This window comes from Tenacibaculum sp. AHE14PA (assembly GCF_019278465.1).
In the GTDB taxonomy this organism is placed as follows: Bacteria; Bacteroidota; Bacteroidia; order Flavobacteriales; family Flavobacteriaceae; genus Polaribacter; species Polaribacter bernardetii.
On sequence record NZ_CP058983.1, the window covers coordinates 2,487,863 to 2,507,099 of the forward strand.

General features: G+C 31.5%; 17 protein-coding genes. 8 read left to right on the plus strand and 9 right to left on the minus strand.

Features of this window, described 5'->3' with window-relative positions:
- Positions 1-23: 23 nt before the first annotated feature.
- Positions 24-701 carry an SCO family protein gene (locus tag H0I30_RS11450; RefSeq protein ID WP_218771993.1) on the plus strand — a complete coding sequence of 226 codons (678 nt, stop codon included), beginning with the start codon at positions 24-26 and terminating at the stop codon, positions 699-701.
- A gap of 81 nt (positions 702-782) precedes the next feature.
- Here H0I30_RS11450 and H0I30_RS11455 read toward each other — a convergent pair whose 3' ends face one another.
- Both H0I30_RS11455 and H0I30_RS11460 read right to left on the minus strand, forming a co-directional pair.
- Entirely contained in the window at positions 783-1,127 is a 345-nt protein-coding gene (locus H0I30_RS11455; protein WP_218771994.1) for an SdpI family protein, read from the minus strand.
- 3 nt (positions 1,128-1,130) lie between these two features.
- Positions 1,131-2,456 (minus strand): serine hydrolase, encoded by a 1,326-nt coding sequence (locus H0I30_RS11460; protein WP_218771995.1) that lies wholly within the window; start codon positions 2,454-2,456, stop codon positions 1,131-1,133.
- A 93-nt stretch (positions 2,457-2,549) separates the two neighbouring features.
- On the opposite strand from H0I30_RS11460, the gene H0I30_RS11465 reads away from it, so the two are divergent.
- Positions 2,550-3,761: an aminotransferase class V-fold PLP-dependent enzyme gene (locus H0I30_RS11465; protein WP_218771996.1), complete on the plus strand. Its 1,212-nt coding sequence runs from the start codon at positions 2,550-2,552 to the stop codon at positions 3,759-3,761.
- A 350-nt stretch (positions 3,762-4,111) separates the two neighbouring features.
- Here H0I30_RS11465 and H0I30_RS11470 read toward each other — a convergent pair whose 3' ends face one another.
- Positions 4,112-4,813, minus strand: a complete 702-nt coding sequence (locus tag H0I30_RS11470; RefSeq protein ID WP_218771997.1) for a Bax inhibitor-1 family protein — start codon at positions 4,811-4,813, stop codon at positions 4,112-4,114.
- Between the two features lie 405 nt (positions 4,814-5,218).
- Between H0I30_RS11470 and H0I30_RS11475 the strand changes: the two genes are divergently transcribed.
- Positions 5,219-6,262: a zinc metalloprotease gene (locus tag H0I30_RS11475; RefSeq protein WP_218771998.1), complete on the plus strand. Its 1,044-nt coding sequence runs from the start codon at positions 5,219-5,221 to the stop codon at positions 6,260-6,262.
- A gap of 715 nt (positions 6,263-6,977) precedes the next feature.
- On the opposite strand, the gene H0I30_RS11480 is transcribed toward H0I30_RS11475, so the two are convergent.
- From H0I30_RS11480 to pheS, 3 genes are all read right to left on the minus strand, one after another.
- Complete coding sequence (locus H0I30_RS11480; protein WP_218771999.1) at positions 6,978-8,345, minus strand: sodium:alanine symporter family protein; 1,368 nt, start codon at positions 8,343-8,345, stop codon at positions 6,978-6,980.
- Positions 8,346-8,429: 84 nt separating this feature from the next.
- Positions 8,430-8,825 carry a hypothetical protein gene (locus H0I30_RS11485; RefSeq protein ID WP_218772000.1) on the minus strand — a complete coding sequence of 132 codons (396 nt, stop codon included), beginning with the start codon at positions 8,823-8,825 and terminating at the stop codon, positions 8,430-8,432.
- Between the two features lie 81 nt (positions 8,826-8,906).
- Complete coding sequence (gene pheS / locus H0I30_RS11490; RefSeq protein WP_218772001.1) at positions 8,907-9,926, minus strand: phenylalanine--tRNA ligase subunit alpha; 1,020 nt, start codon at positions 9,924-9,926, stop codon at positions 8,907-8,909.
- A gap of 223 nt (positions 9,927-10,149) precedes the next feature.
- Here pheS and gdhA point away from each other — a divergent pair, with 223 nt between their 5' ends.
- Together gdhA and H0I30_RS11500 are read left to right on the plus strand one after the other, a co-directional pair.
- Positions 10,150-11,493: an NADP-specific glutamate dehydrogenase gene (gene gdhA / locus H0I30_RS11495; RefSeq protein WP_218772002.1), complete on the plus strand. Its 1,344-nt coding sequence runs from the start codon at positions 10,150-10,152 to the stop codon at positions 11,491-11,493.
- An 80-nt stretch (positions 11,494-11,573) separates the two neighbouring features.
- Entirely contained in the window at positions 11,574-12,533 is a 960-nt protein-coding gene (locus H0I30_RS11500) for an endonuclease/exonuclease/phosphatase family protein (protein ID WP_255554382.1), read from the plus strand.
- 53 nt (positions 12,534-12,586) lie between these two features.
- Here H0I30_RS11500 and glmS read toward each other — a convergent pair whose 3' ends face one another.
- The 3 genes from glmS to H0I30_RS11515 are packed head-to-tail and all read right to left on the minus strand — an operon-like array spanning position 12,587 to position 16,875.
- Positions 12,587-14,443 (minus strand): glutamine--fructose-6-phosphate transaminase (isomerizing), encoded by a 1,857-nt coding sequence (gene glmS / locus H0I30_RS11505; protein WP_218772004.1) that lies wholly within the window; start codon positions 14,441-14,443, stop codon positions 12,587-12,589.
- A 6-nt stretch (positions 14,444-14,449) separates the two neighbouring features.
- On the minus strand, positions 14,450-16,048 hold the full coding sequence (locus H0I30_RS11510) for a DUF4270 family protein (RefSeq protein WP_218772005.1): 1,599 nt from the start codon (positions 16,046-16,048) through the stop codon (positions 14,450-14,452).
- Between the two features lie 8 nt (positions 16,049-16,056).
- Entirely contained in the window at positions 16,057-16,875 is an 819-nt protein-coding gene (locus tag H0I30_RS11515) for a glycogen/starch synthase (RefSeq protein WP_218772006.1), read from the minus strand.
- A 96-nt stretch (positions 16,876-16,971) separates the two neighbouring features.
- Here H0I30_RS11515 and panC point away from each other — a divergent pair, with 96 nt between their 5' ends.
- The 3 genes from panC to H0I30_RS11530 are packed head-to-tail and all read left to right on the plus strand — an operon-like array spanning position 16,972 to position 19,166.
- On the plus strand, positions 16,972-17,817 hold the full coding sequence (gene panC, locus H0I30_RS11520) for a pantoate--beta-alanine ligase (protein ID WP_218772007.1): 846 nt from the start codon (positions 16,972-16,974) through the stop codon (positions 17,815-17,817).
- Between the two features lie 48 nt (positions 17,818-17,865).
- Entirely contained in the window at positions 17,866-18,216 is a 351-nt protein-coding gene (panD, locus tag H0I30_RS11525; RefSeq protein ID WP_218772008.1) for an aspartate 1-decarboxylase, read from the plus strand.
- A gap of 2 nt (positions 18,217-18,218) precedes the next feature.
- Positions 18,219-19,166 carry a lysylphosphatidylglycerol synthase transmembrane domain-containing protein gene (locus tag H0I30_RS11530; RefSeq protein WP_218772009.1) on the plus strand — a complete coding sequence of 316 codons (948 nt, stop codon included), beginning with the start codon at positions 18,219-18,221 and terminating at the stop codon, positions 19,164-19,166.
- The last annotated feature ends 71 nt before the right edge of the window (positions 19,167-19,237 follow it).

Below are 19,237 nucleotides of genomic sequence, written 5' to 3' on the forward strand. Positions count from 1 at the left end.
ATTTTTGCAAAAAATACACTAAAATGGATTTAAAATTCTTTAAAAAATCAAAAAGTACCATCATTTTTTTAATTGCTTTTTGTGCGGTGGGTATTCCTGTTTTTTATCATTTGGTAAAAGTAGAAGAAAAGTTACCTGTTTATAATCCAGCAGATATCAATCCAAGATTGGTAGATGTTTCTGTTAGAAAAAAGTCAAAAAATCATAAAATAGGTGATTTTAAATTGATCAATCAAAACGGAGAAACAATTACTAATGCCGATTATAAAGATAAAATTTATATAGCTGATTTCTTTTTTACGCGTTGTCAAACAATTTGTATTGTAATGGCTTATAATATGAGCGAATTACAAACACATTATAAAAATGATGATGATATTATGTTTTTATCACATTCGGTAACTCCGGTTATGGATAGTGTGCCTCAATTAAGAAAATATGCGGATGCGAAAGGTGTAATTGACGGAAAATGGAATGTTACTACAGGCGATAAAAAACACATTTATAATTTAGCTCGTAAACATTATTTTGCTGTTTTAGATGAAGGTGATGGCGGAGAAAACGATTGGGTGCATACCGAAAACTTTGTTCTGATTGATAAAAAAGGACAAATTAGAGGCTCGTATGATGGAACCAAAAAAGAGAACATGCAAAAAATTATAGATGATATCACCTTATTAAAACAAGAATATGTAAAGTAATAAGTTTAGTTATCAAAATATAAAAACGTCCTTCTTACATATAGTTATAAGGACGTTTTTTGTTTAATTGATCTGTGTTTTTTATTTTATTTTTTCTCCTTCTTCATCGAAATTCTTATTAACTTCTTGTTCTGTTTTAATTACAGATACCGCTAAAGATAATAACATAATAGCCATTGGTTGCCACGTTAATTCTTTAGCTATATATGCTAATATTAATGAAGCAATAAGTGAAATTGCAGAATAAATTAAGAATTGTTTATTAAAGTATGAATTAGCAAACTGCCAAACAACCTCATTTTTCATGGCTCTATTGGTTCGGTAACCATAAATAGCATTTATCTTTTTAGGTGGAAACATATAAAAAAGAATACTGAATACTAAGAGGATTCCGTTTACAGAAAGTACGTAATAATATGGATTCATTGTTTATTTTTTAATTGAAGAAATAATTCCTTTTAGTAAAATATTCATATCGGCATTTTTGGTAAGACCGGTACGAACGACTACCAAATTTTCGTTTGGCAAGATAAATACATTTTGTCCTTTATAACCATTAAATGAATACATGTTTTTTGGTACATCAGGATACCTGTTACCTGCATTTAACCAAATTTGTGCACCATACCATCTGTCAGAACCAGGAGTTGGAGTAGTTGCGTAATCTACCCAATCTTTATCAAAAAGATGCTCGCCATTCCATTCTCCATTATGCAAGTATAAAAGTCCAAGTTTAGACCAATCTCTTGCCGTAGCCCAACCATAAGAAGAGCCTACATAATTACCACTCATATCGGTTTCTATCACCATAGAATTCATACCAATTTTATCGATTAACGCGCTGTACCAAAAATCTAAATATTCTTGATGCGTGTTAAATTGTTTACGAATTAGCCCTGAAATTAAATTGGTGGTTCCCGAAGAATAGTTCCATGTTTCGTTAGGTTTTCCTGCAAGAGGTTTGTTTACTTGACTTTTAGTCATATCTTCTTCAAGAAAAAGCATTTTACTAACATCAGAAATTGTATTGTAATCTTCCAGCCATTCTAAACCAGAATTCATTTGTAGTAAATTATGAAGCGTAATGTTTTTTCGTTCATCATTTTTCCACTCTTCAAATAAATTATCAGAATTCACATATAATTTTCGTTCGCATTGCAAAATTCCAACAATAGTACTCGCAATACTTTTGGTCATCGACCAACCTAATTGTTTAGAGTTTTTATCAAATCCGTCGCTATATTTTTCAGCAATAATTTGATCTTTATAGATAACTAAAACCGAACGAGTTTGATTTACATCGTTAAAAATAGTATCAATAGTTTCGTTAAGCTTTTTATAATCAATATTTGAAAATAGCGTATCTTTTTGATCAGCATTTCCATACGGAAACGGCGTAGAATTATCAGGTTTACTACGTTTAGGGACTAGTGTTTTTTTAGAAGCATCGTAATTATCATTTATTAAAACAGCACCTAAACCTTCTCTGTAAACAGCCTTTCTTTTTAAAAGACCAAAAGCACTACCAGTAGCCGATTTTTCTTCTTTATTTATAGCATCAGAAGTTAAGTTAATAGGAGAAAAATTATTGTCGTTTTCATCAGTAAATGCTAAACTTCTATCCGCTAAAAAAACTGAGGAAGCAGTGTTTTTTGCAGAGTAACCCGCCAAAATATTTAACTTCGGATAATTAAAATAAACAGCCACAACTAATATTACAACAACTAGTAAGAGTATTCTTTTTAAATTCTTCATATAAAACAATTTTAGCAAATGTAAGAATTTAATTGTTTGATGTTTGTATTTGAAAAAGCAAGCAGTACCTTTGTTTAAAATAATGATTTTTATATGTTTAATGTAGACGAAATTAGAGCTGATTTTCCTATTCTTAATAGAGAGGTACACGGAAAAAAATTAGTGTATTTTGATAATGGCGCAACTTCACAAACGCCACAAGTGGTTATTGATGCTATTGTTGATTATTACTCTAATTACAATGCGAATATTCATAGAGGCGTACATACTTTAAGCCAGGAAGCAACTGATAAGTATGAAGAAGCACGTCTTAAAGTTCAGAAGCACTTTAACGCAAAACAGTCGTACGAGATTATTTTAACAACAGGTACAACGCATAGTATTAATATTGTAGCTTCAGGATTTGCAGCTTTGTTAAAAGAGGGAGATGAAGTTATCGTTTCTGCTTTAGAACACCACTCGAATATTGTTCCTTGGCAAATGCTTTGTGAAAAAACAGGAGCGATTTTAAAAGTGATTCCGATGGATGAAGACGGTTCATTACGAATGGATGTGTATCACGAGTTATTAAATGCAAAAACGAAATTGGTTTTTTGTAATCATGTATCAAATGCATTAGGAACCATAAATCCGATAAAGGAAATTATTCATGCAGCTCATAAATTCGGAGCTTATGTTTTAATTGATGGTGCACAAGCGGTACCGCATATAAAACCAGATGTTCAGGAGTTAGATGTAGATTTTTATGTAGCTTCTGCTCATAAAATGTGTGGCCCAACAGGTGTTGGTTTATTATACGGTAAAGAAGAGTTATTAAACTTACTGCCGCCATATCAAGGAGGAGGAGAGATGATTGAAACCGTAACTTTCGAAAAAACTACCTACGCAGGTTTGCCTCATAAATTTGAAGCAGGAACACCTAATATTTGTGGAGGAATTGCTTTTGGAGCAGCCATAGATTATATGAATGAAATTGGCTTTGAAAACATTGCAAAACAAGAAAGTGAACTGTTAGCATACGGGACGGAAGAATTAGAGAAAATAGAAAATTTAAAAATATACGGAACCACTAATAAAGCATCTGTAATATCATTTAATATCGAAGGAATTCATCCTTATGATATTGGTAGTATTTTAGATAAATTGGGTGTTGCTGTTCGTACAGGGCATCATTGTGCACAGCCTATTATGAATTTTTATTGTATTCCGGGTACGGTAAGAGCGTCATTTGCTTTTTACAATACCAAAGAAGAAATAGATGTTTTGGTAGCTTCTTTAAAAAGAGCACAAATGATGTTGAGTTAAAATAACATTTTGTATCAAACAAAAAAACCTCACAGAATTTAAAAATCTGTGAGGTTTTTTAATTTAGAGTCTGTTTAAATTTTACCTAAAAAAAATATAACAGAAAATATAATAAATCGAATCCGTCAACCTGAATTTATTTCAGGTTCACATCCTGATTTGCCACAGTTCTACTTTTTATGCGATGCTGAACCAAATTCAGCATGACGATAATTTAATCTTATTTAAATATACAATCGTGTAAAAATGCCTAGCCCCGATTGAAGCATTTGTTTGAGCTCTTTTTTATTTTTCTTAAAAAAAGCGAGTGCAGAAAGCGGGAAATAGCTTCAAATTAATTTTACAGGTTCTTAATCTCTCGACATAAAAATTTGTAAAACATACCAAAATAACAGCATTAAAGAAGCAAATAAGCCTAATGCAGCCGGTATATAATCGTTGGTAGAAAATTTGTTAACCAAGTTAGATGTTTGGTATAAAATAGAACCTGCAGCTAACACACACATTCCTACAGAAAACCACAAACCTAAGTTAAAACCAAATAAAGTACCCGCAATAATAAGTGCGATTGCAATAAAAAAACCAACACTTAAGCCTGCTTTTATAAAAGAGAAATCTTTTTTGGTGATAAATACAATTGATGATATTCCTACAAACAAGCCTAGGGTTACGATTCCGGCTTGTTTAATAATTTCAAAATTATTGGTATAAGAAATGGCCATATATATAAGCGGGATAAAAATAAAAGCTTCTGCAAATACGTATCCCGAATATGCTAAATATTGTAAGTTCTTGTCCGATGTTTTTAAAGCCGTGCTTTCTGCATAATTGGTAATTAACATAAAGCCTCCTAATAATAATAGCCATTTATAACCTTGGGTCATCGATAAAGCAAACTCCACTATTGTGGCATTTTGCAATAATAAATATTCAAATACGATAAATAAAAGCACACCTAAACCAACGTGCGCATAGGTTTTTTTGTAAAAAGCAACTCTATCTGTTTCTGATACTTGAGCGACTAGAACTTTATTGTTAAATGAGTTTTCCATAAATGTTTTTTTTAGAAGATAAAGATAGTTGTTTATGTAGAATTTATTTCTGTAGTTTGATTTTGATATAAATGTAATTTTTTAATGTTAAAAATGAATTGTTTTTATCTATTTGTGTTTAAAATTGAAGTTTATTCTTTTTTTGGCATAAAAATTAAACAATTCATTTTGTTTGAAAGTAAGCGCTACAGGTGATTTTTAAAGGAAATTGTTGTTTTATTAACTTTTTGTTAACTTTTTAAAAAAAAAGTGTAGATTGCTCATCGTTAATAAACCCTTCAAATTATTAATTAATTGTCAGCAAATTAACCTTTTTGTTTGTGATTATTTATTTAATTAGGTTTTTAGCAAAGTATTATCCAAAGGGGATGATTATTAATTAAACTAATTTAAATTTTTTACAACATGAAAAGAATTTTTTTAACATTAGCGGTAGCTGCTTCCATTTTAGTAGGATGTCAAGACAATGCTAACGATGCTGTTTTACCTGAACAAGAAACAGTTGTTGATATGGGAGACTTTTATTTAACAACAGATGATAATCAAGCAAGAGGTGGGGCTAATGACAAGTGTCATTCTATGAAAGTTTTAAATCGTCAATTAAAAGAAAACCCAGGGTTGTACAAAAAAATGTACGATATCGAGTATGCTACACGTAAACTTATTGCTGCTAAAGGAAAGCCAGTAAAAGGTGGCGGAGGTAACGGTGGTGGAGGTACGACTCCAGAACCAGATAATTTAGGAATAGTTAACATTCCAGTATATGTACACGTTGTTTACAGTAATTCTCAACAAAACATAAGTAATGCACAAATAGCTTCGCAAATTACAGTTTTAAATGCTGACTTTAGAAAGCAAAATTCTGACGCAGGTAACACACCATCTGAGTTTTCAGGATTGGCTGCTGATTCAGAAATTTCTTTTTCTTTAGCAGGTACTTTCAGACATTCTAACTCTACTTCGTCTTGGGGAACTAATAATGCAGTGAAATCTGCTTATCCTCCAGTAACACCAGCTACTCACTTAAATATTTGGGTTGCTAATATTGGTGGAGGTATTTTAGGATATGCTCAATTTCCAGGGGGTAGTTCTGCTACTGATGGTGTTGTTTGTTCTCCTCAATATTTCGGAACTACAGGTTATGTATCTGCTCCGTTTAATGGTGGTCGTACTATGACTCACGAAGTTGGTCATTACTTAAACTTACGTCATATTTGGGGTGATGGTAGATGTCGTCAAGATGATTTCGTAGCTGATACTCCATCTTCTGATGCACCTAACTATGGTTGTCCTTCTTATCCTACAGTTAATTGTAAATCTAACGATATGACAATGAACTATATGGATTATACTGATGATGCTTGTATGACAATGTTCTCTGAAGGTCAAAAATCTAGAATGAGAGCTATTTTTGCAGCAGGAGGTTCAAGAGCTTCTATGTTAAACTAGAAAACATATTCTTTAAATTTTAGCATTTTAAAATAATGTTACATAATATAATGTTAAAGGGAGTGATTTTATATTACTCCCTTTAATATTTTATAGGTTTTAATTTTTAATTTATTTTAAGAATACTTGTAGTTATTAGGTGTTCGTGTTTTTTATGATAGAGGCAATTGTATTTTAATCAATTCAGTCTTCTTAAAAACCAATAGCTCTTTTATTTATTGTGTTTTAAAAAAGAGTGCATTTTGTTAGGATTTGCCTGGTAGTAGATGTTATATTTTATTTTTTTAAAAACGATTAAAACATGATATTTAAAGCTCAACCTGAATAATCAATCCAGTTTTTCATTTACCTTTAAGTAATTATAAAACACTTAAAGAACGCTTCTTCTACGTTATTAGGGACATCTTTCCTTATAATATTTCTTTAGAATAGGAATTAGTTGAGGGTTTAACAACTTGGGGTTTGCTTACCTCAAATATTAGCAATATCACTAACTCAAACTTCTTCTTAACCTACTAATCAATATATCTCCTAGACCGATTTAGGAGTCTGTACTTCGGTTGTAATAACTCTTTTTAATTTTAGCTTTTTATAGATAGTTTTTTAGTAAATAATTGAGTTAACAAGATTCCTTTTCTTGATAATTTATTATTAACCTTATTTTAGATGTGATAATTACAATAGCTGTTTTGTTATAAAGTCGATAAAAGAATACTTAGTTAAAAGCGCCTGATTTTAATTTCTGAAAATATACACTAGCCGCTTTTTTAACTTTTGGTGCTAAAATAAGCGTAGAAAGTACGGTTGGAATTGCCATTAAAGCATAAGCACTGTCCATTAAATTAATTACAAAATCTAGTTTAATAATTGAAGCTACTATAATTACTAAAACATAAAAATGATTGTAGTATTTACCAGTTTTAACACTTGTTAAATAACTTAAACAACTAAATCCGTAAAATGAATAGGTGAATAGGGTAGAAAAGGCGAAAATTAACACACAGATAGTTAAAATAATGCTTCCTGAGTGAAAAGGTAATACCGAATCGAAGGCAGCTAAAGTCATTGAGATACCGTTTCCGTCAAAACCTTGCCAAACACCTGATGATAAAATTGCCAATGCCGTTAATGTACACACCAACAAGGTATCTATTGCTGGGCCTAACATGGCAACTAAACCTTCTCTAATTGGTTCGTCTGTCTTTGCAGTTCCGTGCATCATTGGTGCGGTTCCTAAACCTGCTTCGTTAGAAAAAGCAGCACGTTTTACACCTGTAATTATTAAAGCACCTAAGGCACCACCTAAAACAGCATTACCAGAAAAGGCATCTGTAAAAATTAAAGAAATTATTGAAGGAATCTCATCTATTTTTATAAATAAAATAGTTATAACGGTTAATAAATAGATAACCACCATTAGAGGAACTAATTTACCTGCAACTTTTCCTATTCGTTGAATTCCGCCAAAAATTACGGTAGAAACAATGGCAGCAATGGTTATTCCTATTAGTAATTTAGCCGAAAACTCATTTGCTTCGTTCACATTAAAAACATCAATCATTGTTTGTGTTAATTGATTTGCTTGAAAAGCGGGTAAAGTTCCTACCAAACCAGCAGTAGCGAAAAACATAGCTAAAGGTTTCCATTTTTTACCTAAACCTTCTGTAATTACATACATTGGGCCTCCTTTTGCATTTCCTTCTTCATCTTCTCCTCTATACATAATAGCTAAAGTACAGGTGAAAAACTTAGTAGCCATACCTACAAAGGCACTTACCCACATCCAAAAAATGGCGCCAGGACCCCCCATGGCAATGGCAATTGCTACACCACTGATGTTTCCCATTCCTACCGTTGCAGCAATTGCAGATGATAGTGCTTCGTAGTGAGATAAATCTCCAGGAGAATCTTTCTTATCATATTTACCTCTTAAAATTGCAATAGCATGGCCCATGTATTTAAAAGGAACTAGACCAGAGTATACAAACAGGTAAAGTCCACCACCTATTAATAATATTAATAATGGCATTCCCCAAATCCATGATGAAAAACTGGCGACTAACTCTTGAATATCTGTAAGCATAAATACGTTTTTTTATAGGTAAATAATAAAGAGAGATCGAAATGTAACCTCTCTTATAAATTTTATTATTGAAAGAAGTTCTTTTTATTTAATACTAACTCCTTTTTTATTTAAGAGATCAATATCTCTAAAAAATCCTTCTTGAATTGTGCCTGCTTGAAAAATAAATGTTTTATCGTGTAGTACATTATTTTCAAAAAATGTAACCTGAAATTGGTTGTCTAATGCAAATAATTCAGGTTGCATTATTTCGAATTTAGAAAACGAATTAGCAGGTAATACATCTATTTTTCTACGGAACAATGATGTTTTTTTTGTTTCTGAAAAGCCTTGCGAAACAATAACAATCATTTCTAAAGGAACTTCTTTTTTATTGATGATATATACGCACCATTCATTAGCGCCGTCTTGCTCATTTTTTTCTAAAGTAATGGCTATTTCAACATTTTCTACTTTAGGGATTTTAATGTCTTTCTTCATTTTATATAGTTGTTAAATGCAAAAAGTTGAAAAGTAGAACTGAATCTATGCTTTTCAACTTTTGCTTTATTTTTGTAGTAATTAAATTACAGATTTAAACTGTTCTAAGAAACGTTTATCATTTTCATAAAACATACGAATATCTGGTATTTGATATAATAACATTGCTATACGTTCAATCCCCATTCCAAAAGCATATCCAGAATATACTGTAGGATCTATATTCGCATTCTTTAATACATTAGGATCTACCATACCGCACCCCATAATTTCTAACCAACCTGTTCCTTTTGTAATTCTGTAATCTGTTTCAGTTTCTAGTCCCCAGTAAATATCTACTTCAGCACTTGGCTCTGTAAATGGAAAGTAAGAAGGTCTTAAACGAATTTTAGACTTACCGAACATCTCTTTGGTAAAATATAATAAGGTTTGCTTTAAATCGGCAAATGAAACATCAGTATCAATATATAAACCTTCTACTTGATGAAAAATACAGTGCGATCTTGATGAAATATCTTCATTACGAAAAACACGACCTGGAGAAATTGTTCTAATAGGCGGCGTATTGTTTTCCATATAACGAACTTGTACCGATGAGGTATGCGTTCTTAATAAAGTATCTGGATTTTTATCAATAAAAAAAGTATCCTGCATATCACGTGCAGGGTGATATTCTGGTAAATTTAATGCGGTAAAATTATGCCAATCATCTTCAATTTCTGGACCTTCAGAAACTGTAAATCCAATTCGATTAAAAACTTCAATAATCTTGTTTTTAACTAAAGATATTGGGTGACGAGAACCTAAGTTTATTGCTTCAGACGGACGCGTTAAATCGCCATAAATACCATTTTCTTCAACAGCACTTTCTAAAGTATCGTTTAATTCGTTTACTTTTTCTTCAGCAGATTTTTTTAAATTGTTTAATGCCTGACCAAAGTCTTTACGCATGGCAGCATCTACATTTTTGAATTCAGCAAATAAATCTTTTAACAAACCTTTGCTACCCAAATATTTTATTCTGAAAGCTTCAACTTCATCTTTAGAAGTTGCTTGAAAAGCCTTTACATCACCAATCAATTCTTTTACCTTATCTAACATCTTAATTTTTTCGGAATATTTAGGTTGCAAATTTATGCTTTTTTAATGAAAAAAAGTGTTGGTTTTTAGAAGAGTTCTCGACTATTGAGCTCAATAGAATAAAAACTATTGGTATTTTTAAGAAAATAGGTAAATAATTGTTTTTTTTAAATTTAACAAATTGTAAATTAATTATATTTGCCTAACAAAATTGTTTAAATTATAATACAACATAATTAAAATTATGGAATCTAAAATAAATGCATTTATAGAATACGTTAAAGAACGTAATTCTAATGAGCCAGAATTTTTACAAGCTGTACATGAAGTTGCAGAAACTGTAATTCCATTTATAGAAAACAATCCTAAGTACCAGGATAAGAAATTGTTAGAAAGAATGGTAGAGCCAGAGAGAACTTTATTGTTTAGAGTTGCTTGGGTTGATGATAAAGGAGAAACTCAAGTTAACAGAGGTTACAGAGTTGAGTTTAACTCGGCAATTGGACCTTATAAAGGAGGTTTACGTTTTCACCCATCTGTAAACTTATCAATTTTAAAATTCTTAGGATTCGAGCAAGTATTCAAAAATTCATTAACTACTTTGCCAATGGGTGGAGGAAAAGGAGGTTCTGACTTTAATCCAAAAGGAAAATCTGATCGTGAAGTAATGGCATTTTGTCAAGCTTTTATGTCTGAGTTATTCCGTCATATTGGAGCTAATACTGATGTTCCTGCAGGAGATATTGGAGTTGGAGGTAGAGAAATCGGATTTATGTTCGGTCAATATAAAAAATTACGTAACGAATTCGTTGGTGTTTTAACAGGTAAAGGCCGTTCTTGGGGTGGATCTTTAATAAGACCAGAAGCTACAGGTTATGGTGATGTGTATTTTGCACAAAATATGTTGAAAACTAAAAACGATTCTTTTAACGGTAAAACAGTTGTTGTTTCAGGTTCTGGAAATGTAGCTCAATATGCAACTGAAAAGGCTACTGAATTAGGAGCTAAAGTGGTTACTATGTCAGATTCTTCAGGTTATATTTATGATGCTGATGGAATAGATGCTGATAAATTAGCTTATGTGATGGAAATTAAAAATGTTCGCAGAGGTAGAATTAGCGAATATGTTGATAAATATCCAAATGCTAAATTCTTTGCAGGTGAAAGACCTTGGGGAATTAAATGTGATGTAGCTTTACCATGTGCAACTCAAAATGAGTTAAATGGTGAGGAAGCTAAAACATTATTAGCAAATGGATGTATTTGTGTTGCAGAAGGAGCAAACATGCCTTCTACACCAGAAGCTGTTGAAGCATTTCAAGAAGCGAAAATTTTATTCGCTCCAGGAAAAGCGTCAAATGCAGGTGGAGTTGCAACTTCTGGTTTAGAAATGAGTCAGAACTCATTACGTTATAACTGGACAAGAGAAGAAGTTGATGCTAAATTAAATCAAATAATGAATGATATTCACGCTTCTTGTGTTGAATATGGTACTGATGAAAACGGTTTTGTTGATTACGTAAAAGGAGCAAATATTGCAGGTTTCGTGAAAGTTGCCGATGCAATGTTAGATCAAGGAGTAGTATAATTATTACTTTTTATTATATTTTAAAGCACGCTATTTATAGCGTGCTTTTTTATTTAGTACTTTCGATGAAAATTTTTATAATGAGTAGATCTAAAAGAAAAAATACATTTACCATTGCTTTTTATAATGTAGAAAATTTATTTGATACCGTTAATAATCCTTTAACAGCGGATGACGATTTTACGCCTATGAGTAAACGAAATTGGAATCATCAAAAGTATCTTCATAAAATTAAAAAACTAACCTCAGTTGTAAGTCAAATAGGGAGTAATCAATCGGCTCATCCGCCTATTATAGTTGGTTTAGCAGAGGTTGAAAATGCAAAAGTGGTTAAGGATTTAATTCGGCATAAAAATTTATCAAAATATAATTATAGTTATGTTCATTACGATTCGCCTGATGAAAGAGGTATCGATGTAGCTTTTATTTATAATAAAGATTTTTTTGAAGTTATTTCTACAAATACACATTCTCTCTATTTAAAAGATTCAGAAGGTGAGGTTGATTATACGCGGGATTTATTAGTTGTAAAAGGAAAGTTAAATGGCGAATTAGTACATGTTTTGGTCAATCATTGGCCATCGAGAAGAGATGGAGATGAAGAAACAAGTTTAAAACGTATTAAAGCAGCTAAACAAGCCCAGGAAGTAATAAAGAATATTAAATTAAAAGAAAAAAACGCTAAGTTTATTATTATGGGCGACTTTAATGATAATCCAATAAGTGAAAGTGTTAATAATTTTTTGGTTACTGATGATTTATACAATCCTATGAAACCTCTATTTAAAAAAGGAAAAGGAACTTCTACTTTTTATAAAGAATGGCATTTGTTCGATCAAATTATATTTTCAAGAGATTTTTTTGATTCGAGTAAAAGCAGATTTACTTTTGTAAAGGCCGATATTTTAAATAAAGAATGGTTGCGGTTTTATAAAGGGAAGTTTAAAAATAGCCCGTTTAGAACATATGTTGGACCATGGTATCAAGGAGGTTATTCAGATCATTTTCCTGTGTACCTTACTTTCGAAAAAGAAGTATAAAAAAATCCCGAGATACTATCTCGGGATTTTTTTATGTATATAATGATAACTATTTATTCAACAGTTACAGATTTAGCTAAATTTCTAGGCTGATCTACATTTTTTTCTAACATCACAGCGATATGATATGATAGTAATTGAAAAGGAATTGTAGTTAATAAAGGAGTAAAAGCTTCTTCAGTATCAGGAATTTCTATAACATGATCTGCAATTTCTTTTACAGTCGTGTCACCTTCAGTTACGATGGCTATTATTTTACCACTTCTAGACTTTATTTCCTGAATATTACTAACCACTTTTTCATAATGTCCTCTACTTGTTGCTATTACGAAAATTGGCATATTTTCATCAATTAAAGCAATAGGACCATGTTTCATTTCTGCAGCAGGATAACCTTCTGCATGTATGTATGAAATTTCTTTTAGTTTTAATGCGCCTTCTAAAGCCACAGGAAAGTTAAATCCTCTACCTAAATATAAACAGTTTTTAGCATCTTTATAAACCTTTGCTATTTCTTTAATTTGTACATCGGTTTTTAGTAGTTTTTCTACTTGCGCTGGAATTTGTTGTAAGGCTTGTAAGTAAGTATTTACAGCAGAAGTTGATAAAGTACCTTTTGCCTTAGCTAATTTTAAAGCAATTAAAGAAAGTACTGTTATTTGTGTTGTAAATGCTTTTGTTGATGCAACTCCAATTTCAGGACCTGCGTGCGTATAAGCACCCGCATGTGTTTCTCTAGCGATAGAAGAACCAACAACATTACATATTCCGAAAACAAATGCACCTTTAGATTTTGCTAATTTAATAGCCGCTAAAGTATCAGCTGTTTCTCCTGATTGAGAAATAGCAATAACGACATCATTTTCGTTAATAATCGGATTGCGATATCTAAATTCAGATGCATACTCTACTTCAACAGGAATACGAGCCATATCTTCAAAAAGATACTCTCCTACTAATCCGGCATGCCAAGAAGTACCACAAGCAACAATTATAATTCGGCTTGCATTGGTAAACTTAGAAATGTTATCATCAATACCAGCCATACGAATTATCCCTTCATTAGGTAACATTCTTCCTCTGTAGGTATCAATGATTGCTTTAGGTTGTTCGTAAATTTCTTTTAGCATAAAGTGATCATAACCTCCTTTTTCAATTTGCTCTAAGCTTAATTGAAGTTTTTGGATATTTGCATCGATTTCTTTATCTGTTTCGATTTTACGAATTTTTATACCTTTATTTTTTTTGATGATAGCTAATTCACCATCTTCCAAATAAATAGCATCTTTAGTGTATTCAATAAAAGGAGAAGCATCAGAAGCAACAAAAAACTCTTCGTTGTTCTTCCCTACGCCAATTGCAATAGGACTTCCTAGCCTGGCTACAATTAGCTCGTTAGGTTTGTTTTTATCAAAAACAGCAATAGCATACGCTCCAATAACATTTGTAAGTGCTAATTGTACTGCTTTTCCTAATTTACAACCTTCATTTTTTTTAACTTCTTCAATAAGGTTTATTAAAACCTCAGTATCAGTATCACTTTTAAAGGTGTAACCCCTTGAAATTAATTCTTTTTTTATAGTGTCATAATTTTCTATAATTCCATTATGAACAATAACTAAGTCTTCTGATTTTGAAAAATGTGGATGAGAATTCGTATCATTAGGAACTCCATGAGTTGCCCAACGAGTGTGCCCGATTCCTATAGTTCCTTTTTTTCTTTTTTCATCATTATTGGTGATGATTTCTAGATCAGAAACTTTTCCTTTAGTTTTTGATAAGTGAATTTTTTCACCATCGTACATCATTATTCCAGCACTATCATAACCTCTATACTCAAGGCGCTTTAACCCATTTATAACAATTGGGTAAGCATCTCTATGACCTATGTATCCTGTGATTCCGCACATAATATTTTACTTTTCTTTTGTGTATGATATTTTTAAAACAGCTCTTTTTGTCCCATTAGCAGTCTCGCTTCCGTCTAATAAGGTAACTCCTCTAGGATTCCAGTTATATGTGCTAACATTTGTATCTAAAACACCATTTATTACAGGGTTATCTGTAGGGTTATTATATGTTTTTAAGACTAATGGAGAGTTGTCATTTGTTGTGCCGTCTAATAAATCAGATAAGTAATCTGTTAATCTAAAAGAATATTTTTCAGGAGTTCCATCATCAGTTAAACTTAAATTACCGTCAAAAGTAGGAGCTTCTTTATATGCGTCAGAAAGTTGTGTAGGAGATATACTACCACTTCCGTTATCTTTTTCCTGATAGATGAATAAGCGTTGTGGAATAATGTTCTTATCCGTGTTGATAGTATTATTAATATAAAAAGATAATAAAACATCATTAATTAACCAGTTATTAGCTCTTAATTCTTGAAGTTTTAAATCATCAAGAATTTTTATTCTAGCCATTGTTCCTGTTGTTCCCTGCACAGTAAAGTTATTTGCAGAAGGAGTAATTGTAGCAGGACTCGATTTATAAATACTGTTTCTTACACCAGATAAAGAATATGAAATAGTTTTCGGTAAATTGTCCTTAAATACTAAATCAGTAATACCTTCTTGTTTTTCAGACCTAGTGATTGTGTAGTGAAAATCTAGCGTAGCAGAAGTAATACTTCCATTTATATTTAGAGGCACCATCGCTCCGTTGTTTCCTTCAGCTTTAACAATTAATCCTTTAAAGTAAGAATTAAAAGCATCAGTAGTTTTAAACTCATCACTATCAAGTTTATCCCAGAAAAGACTTTTCATTTTTTCCATATCTAAGGGAATGGTTAGGAAAGGAGCTTTGTTCGCTAGTCTTATAGTATTTTCATATGTATTACCGCTGCTAATGCCTCTTGTTAATACTAGTGCAGTATCAGAAGGATTCGGTTTAAAAGTAAATCCAATATCCTCATTTAATAACTCGAGTTGGTCGTAGTCATGATTAGACTGAAAGCTATTAGATTTCGTAGGATTATCTGGGTCTAATCTATTTAGAAAAGTACCATTTCTATATACCTTTAAAGAGGTTGCAATGTCTTTATTACCTAAAACAGAATCTAGCCTAAAAATTGGTCTTTCAGTAGTACCTGTACCTGTATTTGTAGCTTTGTAAGGTAGTTTAAGAACAACTTTATCTAGTACAAAAACAGAATCTATTTCTCCGTTTGCAGTAGCAGGCTGTAAATCTTTTATTCTTGGACTAGTTGCTAGTGATAACTGACTAACAAAAGAAGCTTCTATTGTCTTGTAATTGTCATTATTATATACACCAAGCCAATAGTCGCCTAAAGCACCGATACTTATATTATCGGCTCTAACTGATTTGTATATAGGTAAAGGATTCGATTCAGAAATATCAATTGTTTCAATTTCTATATCTAATAATATTTCTCCTGTTTCAAATTTAGTATTGTTAACAACACTACTTCCTACGTCACTAAAATCTTTTTCACACGATACTAAAGTTGCTAAACATAGCAAGCTAATACCTAAAACACCAATTTTTCTAATCATTTGTATTATTATTCGCTTATTTCTAAAACGTTTTCTTTATAAAATTGTAAGTAAGCTTCTGATAAAACTTCTTCAGATTGATATTCTAAAACTTTTGTATCTTTTTCATCGATAAAAGCATTAATTTCATCTGGCAACACTTCACTACCTTTTATAATAGCGTCAGAGTTTTCAATAGCACTTTTTAAGATGCTAATTTCGTTTGGAGTAGCTAAAGTTGTTATTTTAGATTCATTAACTTTATCAAAACGAACCTTTTTGGCTAGATCGCCTTCTAATTCACCTTCAAAATTATTGTTGTAAATAGAAGTTACAATTTTACTTTCTGTAAAAAGTGGTTCTTCTTTGTAAAATTCCTTTAAATATAATGGAAGTAAAGAGGCCATCCATCCATGAACATGAATAATATCTGGTGCCCAATTTAGTTTTTTAACGGTTTCTACGACTCCTTTAGCAAAGAAAATCATACGTTCGTCGTTATCACTAAACATTTTGTCATCTTCATCAGAATATACAGCTTTACGCTTAAAGTATTCGTCGTTATCAATGAAATACACTTGCATTCTTTCTTTCGGAATAGAAGCAACTTTAATAATCAATGGCATATCCATATCATTAATTATTAAATTCATACCAGATAAACGAATTACTTCATGTAATTGATGTCTTCGCTCATTTATTACCCCATAACGAGGCATAAAAATACGGGTTTGAACTCCTTTAGAATGTGCGTTTTTAGCAACATTAAATGCAGTAGATGATAATTCTGTTTCAGGTAAATAAGGTATTACCTCTGATGAAACATATAATATTCTCTTATCCTTCATTAAATTCGTCTATTTTATTGAAGATGCAAAAATACGAAAATTTATGCTAAAATGATGTTAAATTGCTAATTTTGCACGCATTTCAACTGTAATAGAATGAAAGTTTATAAAACTAAATCAGAATTAAAAGAATTTTTATCAAAAGTAAAAATCAAGAATAAATCTATCGGATTCGTTCCTACTATGGGTGCTTTGCACGAAGGGCATTTATCACTTGTTGAAAAGGCAAAACAAAAGAACGACATAACGGTTGTGAGTATTTTTGTGAACCCTACTCAATTTGATAATAAGGAGGATTTAGTTAAGTACCCAAAAACATTTGATAACGATTTTATGCTTTTGGAAAGTGTTGATTGCGATGTTTTGTTTTTTCCGTCTGTAGAAGAAATGTATAGTGAAAATATTGAATCAGAGTCTTTTAGTTTCGATGGTTTAGAGCATCAAATGGAAGGGAAATTTCGTGATGGTCATTTTAACGGAGTCGGAACTATTGTAAAAACATTATTCGAAATTGTGGAACCTGACGTTGCTTATTTCGGGAAAAAAGATTTTCAGCAGTTACAAATCATCAAAAAGATGGTTGAAAAAAATGCGCTTCCGGTAAAGATAAAAGGTTGTAATATTTATAGAGAAGAAGATGGTTTAGCAATGAGCTCACGTAATACAAGATTAACAAAAGAACATCGAAAATTAGCTCCTTTTATATATAAAACACTTAAAAAAGCAAAGAAGAAATTTGGCATAAATAGTGCAGTAGAAGTTACTGAATGGGTACAAAAACAGTTTCATAAACATTCTTTATTAGAATTAGAGTATTTTACAATAGCTAATGAAAAAACGTTAGAGACCATTGTAAAAAAAGAGCCTGAACATAAATATAGAGCTTTTATTGCTGTTTTTGCAGGAGAAATTAGATTGATAGATAATATCCGTTTAAAATAAAATCATTCAAAAACAACTCATTAATCATTAAAAAACTATTTTTGCACTATGTTAGTACAAGTAGTAAAATCTAAAATCCACCGCGTAAAAGTTACGGGTGCCGATTTAAATTATATAGGAAGCATTACCATTGATGAAGATTTAATGGATGCAGCGGGAATTATTGAAGGCGAACGTGTTCAGATTGTGAATAACAATAATGGCGAACGTTTAGAAACATATGCAATTCCAGGACCAAGAAATAGTGGAGAAATTACCTTAAACGGTGCAGCTGCCAGAAAAGTAGCAAAAGGCGATGTGTTAATACTAATCGTATACGCTTTTATGGAACTTGAAGAGGCTAAAAATTTTAAACCTTCTTTGGTTTTTCCTAACGAAGAAGATAATACCCTTACGTAATTTTGAATATTAAAAAAGCATTAAAAATTATACTACCTCTCGTTTTGGGAGGTTTTTTGGTTTGGTACTCTTTATCAAAAGTGTCTATAGCAACTTTGTTAGATTACTTTAAAGAGGCAAATTATTGGTGGATAGCTTTAGGGTTATTTTTCGGAATTTTAAGTCACTTGTCTAGAGCATATCGTTGGAAGTTTTTACTAGAACCAATGGGATATAAGCCAGATTTTGGTAATAGCACCATGGCGGTTTTAGTAGCATACTTAGTTAATTACGCAGTGCCAAGAGCAGGAGAGGTTTCTCGTGCTGCGGTTATGACAAATTATGAAAACATTCCTTTCGAAAAAGGATTCGGAACTATTGTAGCCGAAAGAATGGCGGATTTAATTATGATGTTAACTATCATCGCAATTACATTATTTCTACAGTTCGATTTTATATATGAATTATTAACAAAGAATTTTAATCCACTTAAAATAGGGGCGATATTAGCGGTTCTTATCGTAGCTGGATTTATCTTTTCGAGATATGTAAAAAAAGCAACATCGGGAATTGGTCTAAAAATAAAAAACTTTATTTCAGGATTAGTTGAAGGAGTTATGAGCATATTTAAAATGAAGAATAAATGGGCATTTATTTTTCATACCGTATTTATTTGGTTAATGTATATACTTATGTTTTGGGCAACAATACCCGCAATAGATGGTTTAAGTGTTCCTTTAGGAGGTGTTTTAATTGGTTTTATTGCAGGAGGATTTAGTATTGCAGCAACCAACGGAGGTATCGGTTTATATCCGGTAGCTGTTGCAGGTGCATTGGCTTTATTTGGTATTGCAGAAGAACCAGCAACCGCTTTTGGTTGGATTATGTGGACAGCCCAAACGGCAATGATTATTGTTTTTGGAGGCTTAGCATTCTTGTTATTACCTATCTACAATAAAAATAAAAAGTAATAGGGCGTTACCTTCCAGGTCGCGCTTTCGCTACTCGCTTTTTTTGAAAAAATAAAAAAGAGCTCAAACAT